This window comes from Staphylococcus sp. HMSC072H03, assembly GCF_001809305.1.
Taxonomy (GTDB): Bacteria; Bacillota; Bacilli; order Staphylococcales; family Staphylococcaceae; genus Staphylococcus; species Staphylococcus hominis.
Window position 1 is genome coordinate 505,234 of the sequence record NZ_KV796881.1, and the last position, 13,183, is coordinate 518,416.

Consider the following 13,183-nt stretch of genomic DNA (forward strand, 5'->3'; position numbering starts at 1 on the left):
CTTTATTTTACTTTAACTAGAACTTGATCGTATTCAACGTTTGTACCATGTTCAACCACAATGTCGGTAATCTCACCATCTATATCACTAGTCACTTCATTCATTACTTTCATTGCTTCAACATATCCGATAACATCACCAGATTTAATGTTGTCACCTACTTGAATTATAGGATCCGTTAATTCCTTACTATCTTGTAAGAAGAATGTTCCTACCATAGGAGAAGTAATTGTTTTTGCTGAATCATTTAAAGGGTTATTTTCTGAAATACTTTTGTCTTGAGAATTCCCTTCAGATTGTATTACTGGAGTACTATTATTTTGATTGTTACTTTGTTCAGTAAAATCTAATTCGATTTCGTTTTTATTATCTTTATATTTAAATTTTTTTACATCATTTGATTTTACAAGTTTAATGACTTCTTCTATTTTTTTTATATCCATAACTATCTCTCCTCTGTAATGATTTTAGTCAATTTCTTTGCTGTCGGTCTCATTTCACCCATATTAAAGGTTGGTGACGTGTTAATTTCAGCATTTAAATGATTAAAGTGATTTAGATATTGTTCCTGAACCTTTGTAGCTTCTTCAATCGTTGACCACTTAAATCGAATTAAATCCCCTGGCTTAAATTGAGCAATTTTATTTAAATCCAGTTGAGTGACTGTAGCGATTTTCGTATAGCCACCTATAGTTTGTTTATCATTTAATAAGATAATAGGATTACCATCATTTGGGACTTGAATACTTCCTAAAGCAACAGGTTCTGAAATAATATCTGCCCCAGTTTTAGGAGGGATATGCTCACCATTAAGACGATACCCCATTCTATCAGATTTTTCAGAAACTTTATATTCCATATTAACGAGCTTATTTATACTTTCCTTTGAAAATGCTTCAATTTGTGGACCGGTAATAATATGTATTATATTATCTTCGGGAATAGCATTATAAACTGTTGTTTTACCCAAATTTTGTTTGAAAGATGGATTTTCTTTTAAGTATATCAAATCTCCTTTTGATAATGGTCTCCCTTTGTAACCACCAATTTTACTTCTAGTATGTGTCGAATAACTTTCTGCTATTGGTTGAATATCTAAAGGATGTCCAAAGAAAATATAACCACGAGCGCCTGCAGTCACTGCTCCAACTTTCAAAATATCGCCTTTGCATGCATAAATTACAGTATTAATATCAACTGTCTCTTCATTTAATTTTGCGTTTACATGTGCTCCTGTCAAAATAAATGTATTATCTTTATTAAATTGAAGTGTTGGACCGATAATAGTATATTCAAGGCTCGGTCCATTATTACCAATTAAAGTCTTACCAATTAAATAACTATATAAATCCATAGCACCAGCACTTGAAAAACCTAGGTGTTGAAAACCAAATCTTCCTTCATCTTGAACAGTTGTAAACATACCAGGTTGAATAATACTAATCGACATGATTTAACACCCACTTTTCTTTATTAAATCGATTTTCTGCTATTTCACTTTGGATGTCGTTAAATGTATTTTCATCAATAGAATAAAACTTAATATAATCCCCCGCTTGATATAAAGACATTTCATCGTCGTTGATATCAAATACTTTTAATGGTGTTCTTCCAATAATTTGCCAACCACCTGGTGAATCAGAAGGATATAAACCCGTTTGATTATTTGCTATTCCTACTGAACCTGCGTCAATTTTGACTCTAGGTTCATCTCGACGTGGAGTATGTAAACGAGAATCCAATCCACCTAAAAATGGAAAACCAGGCATAAAACCTAACATGTAAACGAGATATTCATTTTGAGTATGGATTTGAATGACTTCATCAGTAGTTAGTTTGTTATGTTTAGCTACATATGGTAAATCAGGTCCGACTTCTGAATTATATAATACTGGAATATGTATGATCGTTTTATCTGAAATATCTTTAGCATGTTCACCATTTAACTGTTTTAAATCTAATATATCTATTAATTGCTTAAAATTAAGCTTTATATTATCAAAATTTATCATAATTGCTCTATATGACGGTATCACATCTTTGATACCATCTATTCTTTTAGCGTGTATATGTTTAGTAACGGATTCAACATCTCTGTAATTACTTTCAGATATTTCTTCTTTAAAATAAAGCGCAATTGATTGTTCATTAATAATCTTTATTTCCAAAGATGATGGTCCTCCTTCGATTATAAATAACGTATTTCATTTTATATATTAGTAATATAAAATATCCACGTATTCATAGTAGTTTAATATGTCTTTCAAATAGACAATAATAAAAGAAGGTAAGTAATGCATTAATGTAATCGCTTACTCCCTTTCAGTACAAGATAACTATATAATTTATCTACATTGTTATTTAAGCATATATTTATATTTTTGTCATGTAAAAGTTCTAAAAATTAAATGAATGTACTTGCTTATATCTAATTACTAGTTAAATAATTATAAATATTTAACTATAAAAAAATCCAAAAATCAAAATGATTTTTGGATTTTTTGTTACTTAATATCAACGATTTTAACTTTCATTTCTCCACCATTTGGAAGTGGAACACGAACTTCATCATTTAAACTTTTACCAATAAGTGCTTTCGCCATTGGAGATTCATTCGAAATTTTTCCTTTAAACGCATCTGCTTCTGCAGATCCAACAATTTGATAGCTTTCTTCTTCATCGCCAGGTAATTCGACAAACGTAACAGTTTTACCAATTTGAATAACATTGTTATCACCGTTGTCTTCAATAATCAAAGCATATCTAAGCATGTGTTCAATACGTTGAATATCTTGCTCAATAAAACCTTGTTCATCTTTAGCAGCATCGTATTCTGAGTTCTCAGATAAGTCACCAAAAGATCTAGCAACTTTGATTTTTTCTACTACTTCAGGACGTTTAACTGTTTTAAGTTCTTCTAATTCTTGTTCTAATTTTTCATAACCTTCCTGTGTCATTGGATATTGTTTTTGATTTTCCATAAGTTCATCTTCCTTTTCAACAAGTTAATTTAATTCTGAAAAAATACATACTATTCGTTAATGCTTACCAACAAGCGTTTGTATTTTTGTTGTCATTATATCAATTGCTACCTTATTACTTCCACCTTCTGGAATAATAATATCAGCATATTTTTTTGTTGGTTCTATAAATTGATTATGCATAGGTCTGACAACATTTAAATATTGGTTAATAACTGATTCCATTGAGCGCCCTCGCTCTTTTGTATCACGTACAAGTCTTCTTAAAATACGTAAATCAGCATCAGTATCAACGTATATTTTAACATCCATCATATCACGTAATGTTTTATTTTCCAAAGCAAATATACCCTCTACGATAATAACATCTTTAGGTTCAAATGCAATTGTTTCATCACTTCTAGTATGATTTTTATAATCATATGTTGGAACTTCCACCGCTTGACCGTTACGTAAATCCTTTAAATTACTAATCAGTAAATCATTATCAAATGCAAAAGGATGATCATAGTTAGTTTCAAGACGTTCTTCAAATGTTAAGTGCGATTGATCTTTATAATAATAATCTTGAGCAAGTAAAGCAACACTATGGCCTTCTAAATTTTTCATTATTTCATTTGTAACAGTTGTCTTTCCTGATCCTGAACCGCCAGCGATTCCGATGATTGTTGTCTGTGTCATTAGCCAATTTCCTTTCTCATCATATTATTAGGATAAATAGGATGATCCACTTTAATTTGAACAATTTGAAGAGGATGACGTGCTGCATCAAGGTGGTTTCCTTCTTCATCATAAATGACATCAATAACCTGTTTAAATGATTCAATTTCAGGTCCAAAAAATTCAATTTCTTGGCCTGGTTTAAAGTGATTTCTTTGTTGTATTGTAGCAATATGAGTTGCTTCGTCATAATCTAAAACTAATCCACAAAAATCATATGGTGACTTTTTATTTTGTTGAACACCAAACATTTGCTCTTCATACCCAGGCGTTCCTTCAAAGAAAGCAGGTGCTGTATCTCGATTAGCACATTTGTCTAATTCAATTAACCACTCTGGTTTAATTTTAAAATTATCTGGATCTTCCGCATATGCATCAATAACCTTACGATAAACTGATACTACCGTAGCAATATAATGAATAGATTTCATTCGTCCTTCAATTTTTAAAGAATCTATACCAATATCCATCATTTGAGGAATAGACTCAATTAATTTTAAATCTTTTGGACTCATAGCAAAAGGCACAACGTCGCCATCTTGATAAAATAAATCTAATTCTCCCTCTTCATCAACAGCTAGTAAATCATAATCCCAACGACAACTTTGGCAACAACCACCTCTGTTAGAGTCTCGTGCTGTCATGTGATTACTTAAAGTACATCTACCTGAATAAGCAATGCACATTGCACCGTGAATAAAGGCTTCTATTTCGATATCAACATTGTCTTTCATCTCTTTCATTTCCATAGCGCCTGTTTCACGAGCTAATACTACTCGATCAAGTCCTTCTTCTTTCCAGTATTCCACAGCTTTGTAATTAGAAAGAGATTGTTGTGTTGAAAGATGAATTTCTAATTTAGGAGCTACTTTCTTACATGTTTCAATAATAAGTGGATCAGCTACAATAATTCCTGTTGCACCTGTAGCTTCTAATTGACGTAAATAATCTTCTAAACCGTCTATATTTTCATCATGAGCGATAATATTAGTCGTAACATAAATTTTTGCACCATAACGGTTTGCAAATTCAACGCCTTCTTTAATTTCTTCCATTGTAAAGTTATCAGCGTTAGAACGTAACCCGTATTCTTGTCCACCTAAAAATACTGCATCAGCACCATAGTGAACCGCAATCTTTAACTTCTCTAAGTTTCCAGCAGGCGCTAATAATTCAGGTTTTTTTATTTTTCTTTTAGCATTTACTTCAATTTCATTTAACGTCTTCATACTGGCGCCTCCCTTAATATACTGTTTGTTTATATAAGAACCCTTCATCAAACGGACGATGTTCAGGTTGAATTTCTTCTATTGGATCAATTAACATAAATTTTTCATCTTCATAAGCTTCTGGATCTTCATGATATAAGTCAATGGCTTCTCTATATTGTGCTGTAACAGTATTAATGTATGCTTCACTTTGTAAGATACCATCAATTTTAAATGAATCGATATTTGCTTCAAAGAATGGCTCTAATTCTTCAATTAAACAGATATCATTAGGAGACATAATATGAGTACCATTGTAATCTTCAAAAACAGGATATTTATTTTCTCTTTCTTCATCGTACAATAATAAATCTTGATCATTTTCACTACGTTGGATTTTCATTTGTCTATCTTGAAAAGTGTAATAATTACCCAATAACATACGTTTAGATTGGAACATACAAGTCATACCGTGAACCTGAACTTCAATTTCAACATTTGCATGTTTTTTGATATTTAAAATTTCATCTAGATTTAATTCACGTGCTAATACAGCTCTTTTAGCGCCTTTTCCACCCCAATAATTACATTGGAAATAATTCGTAACAATTGTTTCTGCATCCCAATTTAATGGTATCGGATTATCTTGTTTTTTAACATACATCACGACAGCAGGATCACCAAAAATTATTCTATCCACTCTTATTTCATGTAAAAATTCAATATAGTTTTCTAAGGCATTTAAATGATAATTATGAAAAATACCATTAACTGCCACATATACTTTTTTATCATGTTCGTGTGCTAAATTAACTGCTTTTCTAACATCTTCACGATTAAATTCTCCAGGTAATCGCAATCCAAATTTTTGTTCTCCAATCACAAATGCATCAGCACCGAGTTCTATCAATGTTTTCATATGATTTAAAGATTTTGGAGTGACAAGTAATTCAGTCATATTCATTCTCCTTTAATAGATATGGCTAAACCATCATCCATATTTAAAAAATTTGTTTTATAGTTCTTTTGTTTCATAAGCCAAGTATTATATTTTTGTACCTTTTTTACCATTTGCTTAACGTTTCTTGATCGTACAATATCTATATCAGATACAAATCCATGATACAAAACGTTATCAGTAATAACTAAGCCACCTTTTTTTAATAACGGTGTATAGTATTCAAAAAATTTTTGAGATTGCGCTTTAGCTGCATCGATAAATATCATATCATATAAATGATTGCTCACTTTATCGTACTGTGATAGCGCATCGCCCTCTATAAGGCGAATTTGATTTTCGTATTCAAATTTTTTAAAATTAAGTTTTGCTTGTTTTATCATATTCTCATTACGTTCAATAGTAGTAATAGAAATATCTGGTGAAACAGAAGCAAATTGCATCGAACTATATCCAATAGCAGTTCCAATTTCCAAAATATTTTTCGAATGATGAATTCTAATTAATTGTTTTATCATGTCTAAAGTTAATTTATCTACTATAGGAACAGCATGTTCTTCTGCATAAAATCTTAGCTCTTCAATATTATTATCTAACTGTTCATGAAGATTTAATAAATAGGATTGATTTGATTCCACTTCTATAACTTCCCTTTTAATATCAATAGGCATAAAAATAAATCAGTCAACTAATATTACATTATTTAAAATAAAATAATAAACCTACTTTATATTTTAATGTATAAATATAGTAACTGACTGTATATTTAAAAATTTATGCTTATAGTAATTTAACTTTAAATATTTTATCATAATTCTAAATTAAATTTAAGTCTGAAATATTAAAAATCTCTAACCAAAGTACATTGATTAGAGATTTATTATTAACAAAAGACTGTTTATTCTTCCATATTTGTATTTACAACTTCTTCAATCATATCCCATTCTTCATCTGTTTCGATAGGAACAAGTTTACCACCATCACCAGATTCATCTGGTTCATTAATCATTGGAATGAGCTCAATCATGTCATCATCATCAGATTGAGCACCTTCTTCAGCTAAAATAACATACTCTTTTTTAAATTCTGGATGATAAAATTCTAGCATTTTTCGATATAAAACTTCATTTCCATTTTCATCGAATAACGTTAATAATTCTTCTTCATTACTAATATTTAATTCTGTATTATGATTGTGATTATGTTCAGTCATAATGATATTCTCCTTTATTGAATTGAATCTAAATAGCCTTGCAGTATGAAAACTGCTGCCATTTTATCAATTACTTTTTTTCTTTTTTGTCTTGAGACATCAGCTTCTAATAATGAGCGCTCAGCAGCCATGGTACTTAAACGTTCATCCCACATAATAATTTCAATATTTGGTAAAGCCTCTTGAAGCAATTCTTTGTATTTAAGAGATGCTTCTCCACGAAAACCAATAGAATTATTCATGTTTTTCGGTAATCCTATGACTACTGAACCAACATTATTGTCTTTTATGATTGAAACCAGTCTATCAATACCAAATTCTTCATTTTCTTCATTTATTCTTAGAGTGTCTAGTCCTTGAGCAGTCCAGCCCATCAAATCACTAATTGCGATACCTACAGTTCTACTACCTACATCTAATCCTAAAATTTTATGACTTAACATTTATTTATTATTCTCTTTTAAGTAGTTTGAAACGAGTTCTTCCATAATTACATCTCTATCAATATGTCGTATTTGATTACGTGCATCATTTTGACGTGGAATGTATGCAGGGTCTCCTGAAAGTAAATAACCAACAATTTGATTTACAGCATTGTAGCCTCGTTCTTCTAGAGTTTGATGTACGTTTTTTAAAACTGTTTGGACATTTTCTTTTGGAATTTCATCATAATCGAATTTCATAGTTTTATCAATATTTTCCATAGATGCGACACTCCTCTGACATGTATTAACTTACATATTAATTTTACACCAGTTGATTAAAAAGTTATAGGTTTTTAATATAATCTTTAATAAAGCGTAATGATTCTGAGATGTTTTCAGGTTGTGTGCCGCCACCTTGTGCCATATCTGGACGACCGCCACCTTTTCCTCCTACAATTGGAGCCATGTTTTTAATGATATCTCCGGCTTTAACCTGACTTGTAAGCTCTTTAGGTACAGCGGCAATTAACGAAACTTTTTCACCAACATGACTTGCTAAAATAATAATTGTATCTTGTTGTTTTGATTTAAAATCATCCATTGTTTGACGGATTTCTTTTGGATTAGATACTTCTACCTCTGTAGCTAATACTTTAAATCCATTAATCATTTCTACTTGATCCTCTATATTACCCATTTTAAGTGAAGTAATTTCCTTATTACGTTGCTCTAATTGCTTATTCAATTGTTTTTCATTTTCTTGAATTTGAACAACTTTATCATAAACTTGTTTATCTGATTTTACTTTAAGTTGTTCTTTGACAGAATTAAATTTATTCTGAATATCTTCAAAATATAAGAATGCAGCTTTACCGGTAAGTGCCTCAATACGTCTAACACCTGCGCCTGTACCTGATTCGCTTACAATTTTAAACAACCCTATTTCAGCCGTATTATCTACATGAATACCACCACATAATTCAATTGAAAATGGAGCCATATTGACTACTCTTACAATATAACCATATTTTTCACCAAATAGAGCCATAGCACCCATTTCTTTAGCTTCTTGAATAGGCATTTCTTGAATATGAACTGAAATTCCTTTCCAAATTTCTTCATTTACTCTTCTTTCAACTTGATCAATCTCTTCTTCTGTCATTGGACCAAAGTGAGAAAAGTCAAATCTTAATCGTTCACTTTCAACGAGTGAACCTGCTTGGTTAACATGTTCACCTAAAATCTCTTTTAATGCAGCATGTAGTAAGTGAGTGGCACTATGATTTTTTTGTATATCTTTACGTTCTTCTTTATTTACAGTTGCATCTACATGACTATTTACACTTACTTGTCCAAATTGAACTGTACCTTGATGTAAATTTTGTCCATTTGGTGCCTTTGTAACTTCTTGAACGGCTATTTCGAAATGATCATTTCCTACTGTTCCTTTATCTGCAACTTGTCCACCACTTACTGCATAAAATGGTGTTTCTTTTAAGATAAAGTAAACTGTTTCTCCAGCCTCAGCAGATGTAACAGTTTTACCATTATAAATTAAATCTGTTAAAATTGTTTGATATTCTGTTGTTTCATATCCAACAAATTGACTTTTAGTATTAATATTTTTTAAAACATCACTTTGAACTTGCATAGATTGTGAACTTTGTCTAGCTTCTCTCGCTCTAGTACGTTGTTGTTCCATTTCAGTTTCAAATGTTGCCATGTCGACTGTAATACCTTCTTGACTTGCTAGTTCTTCAGTTAACTCAATTGGGAATCCATACGTATCATATAATTTAAACGCATCTGAACCATTAATCTGATGTGTAGATTCTTTTGCTTGCGTAATGAGTTGATTTAATATAGATACACCCTCTTGAAGTGTTTCATGGAAACGTTCTTCTTCAGATTTAATAACACGTTTAATAAAATCCGATTTTTCTTTTACATTTGGATAATATGGCTCCATAATGTCAGCAACGATATCAACCAATTTATACATAAATGGCTCATTAATGCCAAGCGTTTGACTAAAACGTACAGCACGACGTAAGAGACGACGTAAAACATAACCGCGCCCTTCATTTGCAGGTAAAGCACCATCAGAGATTGCGAATGAGATTGTTCTGATATGATCGGCGATGACTTTAAATGCTACATCTTGTTCGTTATTTTCAAGATATTTTTTTCCTGATATATGCTCTACTTCTTCAATAATTGGCATAAATAAATCTGTTTCATAATTGGTACGAACATTTTGGGAAATAGACGTCATACGTTCTAATCCCATGCCGGTATCAATATTTTTATTTGGAAGTGGTGTATAAGTATGATCCTTATTATGGTTATATTCACTAAATACTAAGTTCCATACTTCTAAATATCTCTCATTTTCACCGCCAGGATACATTTCTTCTGCTGGATCATTTTGACCATATGCTTCACCACGATCATAGAAAATTTCGGTATTAGGTCCTGATGGTCCTTCTCCAATATCCCAGAAATTCCCTTCAATTCTAATAATATGACTTTCTTCTAAGCCAATATCTTCATGCCATAAACGATAGGCTTCAACATCTTCTGGATGAATCGTTACATATAGCTTCTCTGGTTCCATCCCCATCCATTTGTCACTAGTTAAAAATTCCCAAGCAAATTCAATTGCTTCTTTTTTAAAATAATCACCAATTGAGAAGTTTCCAAGCATTTCAAAGAAAGTATGATGACGCGCAGTAAAACCTACGTTTTCAATATCATTTGTTCTGATTGCTTTTTGAGAGTTCACTATTCTAGGCTTTTTAGGTGTTTCTCGTCCATCAAAGTATTTTTTTAAAGTTGCAACACCAGAGTTTATCCAAAGTAACGAATCATCGTCAATAGGCACAAGTGGTGCAGATGGTTCTACCATATGACCTTTTTCAACAAAGAAATCAATATATTTTTGACGTATATCACTTGCTTTAAGTTTTTTCATTTTTTCACTCCTAATATAATTAATACATTTATAAATAAAAAAACGTTCATCCAACAAAGGGACGAACGTTTTCGCGGTACCACCCTAGTTACAAGAAATAAATATTTTTCAAATATATTTAATTTCTCATCACTTAATTATCATATTAACGTTAACACAAAGTAGCGTTCAACAGATTAACTTGTACTTTTCACCAACCAGTACATCTCTACTTAAGTTAAAAAGTTTACTCATCTTTATGCGAATTCAAATTTATTTTAAGTATTTTTATTTAAATTGTCAATGTTCAACAAAGTCGTAAGGTGAAACATTTCCCATATTAATCATTGGATTAATTTGATAAATTGTTTCTTCACTTAAAGTAATGTGTTCATCTGCATTATTATCCTCTGTATCATCTATATTTATCGGTTCATCATTCTCTTCTACGTCTATATTAACCTGACTCATACCAAAATAATTTATAATTAGTGTTTTTAATTGTGTATGTCTTTCTTGACCTTGAGTATTTAAGGCAATGTCAAATGCTTTTGGATCTCCTAATAGTACTAAAGATTGTTTTGCACGTGTCAGACCTGTATATAAAATAGGTCTTTGCAACATTTTAAAATATTGTTTGACAATAGGCATAATAACAATTGGGAATTCTGATCCTTGTGATTTATGGATTGAGGTACAATAAGCATGTGTAAGTTCTAATAAATCTTGTCTAGTAAATGTAATTTCATTTCCTTCAAAATCGACAATCAGTACATCTTTATTAAGTGCATTTTCTTTAGCCCAAAATATACCTACTATGACGCCAATATCACCATTAAAAATATTGTCATTTGGTCGATTAACTAGTTGTAAAACTTTGTCTCCTTTTCTAAACTTTATATCGCCAAACTCTATTTCTCTTGTATCTTTTTCTTTAGGATTTAAAATATTTTGTAATACTTGATTAAGTCTTTTTATCCCTGCACTTCCTTTGTACATAGGTGCTAAAACTTGAATATCACTCATATCATATCCTTTATTTACAGCGCTAGATACTACTTTCTCCACTACGGTTGGAATTTGTTCTACATTGCAATGAATAAAACTTCTATCGTGATAACGTTTTGTAATATCTATTGACTCATGATGTTTCATGCGATGAGCTAAGTCAATAATACTAGAACCATCTTGTTGGCGATAAACTTCAGTTAAATTAACTCTTGGAAATGCTTTAGACTCAATTAAATCCTTAAATACTTGGCCAGGACCGACAGACGGCAATTGATCTTCATCGCCTACTAAAATAATTTGTGCATCTAGTGGAACGGCACTTAAAAATTGATGGAACAACCAAGAATCAACCATTGACATTTCATCAATTATAATGAGCTTAGCTTTAATTTCATTTTCAAGAATATCTTCTGGTTGAGTATCTTGATTCCATCCTATTAATCGATGAATCGTCATTGCTTCTAATCCAGTTGATTCTTGTAAACGTTTTGATGCCCTTCCAGTTGGGGCGGCTAATACGATTGGATAATCATCTTCTTGATAATCGGAATACTTAAGAGATAGACCATGAATTTCAGCATACAATTCTACAATCCCTTTAATAACAGTTGTTTTACCTGTTCCTGGACCTCCAGTTAGTAACATTATTTTCGAATTCATCGCCGTTTCAAGTGCTTCTTGTTGTGATTTAGCATAATTAACATTATTTTGATCTTCTATTTCACCAATATGTATCTGTAAATCTGATTGCTCTATTATTTTAAAGTGATTTTTGTATGTGTTGATACGATACAAATTTTGAACACTTTTAAGTTCTGAATAGTATAAACTTGGAATCGCAACATGACTATTCTCTAAAATAATTTTCTTTTCTTCAAAAAGTGTTTGTAGCACATGTTTTAATTGTTCTTGTTCAATTGTTTCATCTAAATGCTTATCTGAAAGCATATCTTCTGTAATTTCTAATACAGCATTTTCATCTAAATAAGTATGTCCCTGTTTTATACATTCTTCTTCAAGAGAATATAATAACCCAGCTTTTAAACGTTCTGAATCGTTATAAGCAATACCATTATTTCTAGCTAATGTATCAGCTTTTTGAAAACCAATACCTTTTACATCATAAACTAATTGGTATGGATTGTTTTCTAGAATTTTTAAAGTCTCTGATTGATAAAATTGATAAATCGCCATGGATAATTTTGGACCAAAACCTAAGTCATGTAAGCGAATCATTATTTTTTCTGACTCTTGATTTGCACTAATTTGTTCTGCAATCTGTTTTTGTTTCGATTTTGCTAAACTAGGAACGTTTTCGAGAACAGAAGGATCAGTTAAAATATCATTTATTGCATTTTCTCCTAATGTATTTACAATATTCTGAGCAGTCTTTTTACCAATACCTTTAAATAAATCACTAGATAAATAACTTATTATGGCATCTTTAGTTTGAGGCAGTTCTTTTTCAAATGTTTCAGCTTTAAGTTGTTTACCATAACGAGGATGTTGAACAATTTGTCCTTTAAACGTATAGACATCTCCTTCAACAATATTAGGAAAAAACCCTACAACTGTAGGCAGATTATCAAATGATTCATTAGTTTCAATGGAATCTACTTTTAAAACAGTATAAAAGTTATCTTTATTTTGAAATAGAATGGTATCAACTGTTCCTTTAACCATTGAGTAATCAAATAGTGTAGGGTTTGACATA

General features: G+C 30.9%; 13 protein-coding genes. All 13 read right to left on the reverse strand.

Going from position 1 to position 13,183, the window contains the following annotated elements:
• Positions 1-2: 2 nt before the first annotated feature.
• The 13 genes from HMPREF2578_RS05350 to HMPREF2578_RS05410 all read right to left on the reverse strand — a co-directional run bounded on the left by HMPREF2578_RS05350 (position 3) and on the right by HMPREF2578_RS05410 (position 13,182).
• A complete protein-coding gene (locus tag HMPREF2578_RS05350) occupies positions 3-443 on the reverse strand; it encodes an acetyl-CoA carboxylase biotin carboxyl carrier protein (RefSeq protein ID WP_017176188.1) in 441 nt (146 codons plus the stop codon).
• Positions 444-445: 2 nt separating this feature from the next.
• A complete protein-coding gene (locus HMPREF2578_RS05355; RefSeq protein WP_017176187.1) occupies positions 446-1,450 on the reverse strand; it encodes a 5-oxoprolinase subunit C family protein in 1,005 nt (334 codons plus the stop codon).
• Positions 1,440-2,168 (reverse strand): 5-oxoprolinase subunit PxpB, encoded by a 729-nt coding sequence (pxpB, locus tag HMPREF2578_RS05360; RefSeq protein WP_017176186.1) that lies wholly within the window; start codon positions 2,166-2,168, stop codon positions 1,440-1,442. The genes HMPREF2578_RS05355 and pxpB overlap by 11 nt, the downstream gene beginning before the upstream one ends.
• 336 nt (positions 2,169-2,504) lie before the next feature.
• Positions 2,505-2,981 carry a transcription elongation factor GreA gene (greA, locus tag HMPREF2578_RS05365; RefSeq protein WP_017176185.1) on the reverse strand — a complete coding sequence of 159 codons (477 nt, stop codon included), beginning with the start codon at positions 2,979-2,981 and terminating at the stop codon, positions 2,505-2,507.
• Between the two features lie 57 nt (positions 2,982-3,038).
• Entirely contained in the window at positions 3,039-3,662 is a 624-nt protein-coding gene (udk, locus tag HMPREF2578_RS05370) for a uridine kinase (protein ID WP_017176184.1), read from the reverse strand.
• Positions 3,662-4,930: a peptidase U32 family protein gene (locus HMPREF2578_RS05375; protein WP_017176183.1), complete on the reverse strand. Its 1,269-nt coding sequence runs from the start codon at positions 4,928-4,930 to the stop codon at positions 3,662-3,664. Before HMPREF2578_RS05375 ends, udk begins: the two co-directional genes overlap by 1 nt.
• 13 nt (positions 4,931-4,943) lie before the next feature.
• Positions 4,944-5,867 carry a peptidase U32 family protein gene (locus HMPREF2578_RS05380; RefSeq protein ID WP_017176182.1) on the reverse strand — a complete coding sequence of 308 codons (924 nt, stop codon included), beginning with the start codon at positions 5,865-5,867 and terminating at the stop codon, positions 4,944-4,946.
• A 2-nt stretch (positions 5,868-5,869) separates the two neighbouring features.
• Complete coding sequence (locus HMPREF2578_RS05385; RefSeq protein WP_017176181.1) at positions 5,870-6,505, reverse strand: O-methyltransferase; 636 nt, start codon at positions 6,503-6,505, stop codon at positions 5,870-5,872.
• Positions 6,506-6,765: 260 nt separating this feature from the next.
• Positions 6,766-7,080, reverse strand: coding sequence for a DUF1292 domain-containing protein (locus tag HMPREF2578_RS05390; RefSeq protein WP_017176180.1), 315 nt, complete (start codon positions 7,078-7,080; stop codon positions 6,766-6,768).
• A 14-nt stretch (positions 7,081-7,094) separates the two neighbouring features.
• Positions 7,095-7,523 carry a Holliday junction resolvase RuvX gene (ruvX, locus tag HMPREF2578_RS05395; protein ID WP_017176179.1) on the reverse strand — a complete coding sequence of 143 codons (429 nt, stop codon included), beginning with the start codon at positions 7,521-7,523 and terminating at the stop codon, positions 7,095-7,097.
• Positions 7,524-7,784, reverse strand: a complete 261-nt coding sequence (locus tag HMPREF2578_RS05400) for an IreB family regulatory phosphoprotein (RefSeq protein ID WP_002448947.1) — start codon at positions 7,782-7,784, stop codon at positions 7,524-7,526.
• Between the two features lie 64 nt (positions 7,785-7,848).
• On the reverse strand, positions 7,849-10,479 hold the full coding sequence (gene alaS / locus HMPREF2578_RS05405) for an alanine--tRNA ligase (protein WP_070508281.1): 2,631 nt from the start codon (positions 10,477-10,479) through the stop codon (positions 7,849-7,851).
• A 279-nt stretch (positions 10,480-10,758) separates the two neighbouring features.
• The gene (locus tag HMPREF2578_RS05410; protein ID WP_017176177.1) at positions 10,759-13,182 is read right to left on the reverse strand and encodes an SF1B family DNA helicase RecD2; all 2,424 of its coding nucleotides are present in this window, start codon (positions 13,180-13,182) and stop codon (positions 10,759-10,761) included.
• Position 13,183: the final 1 nt, after the last annotated feature.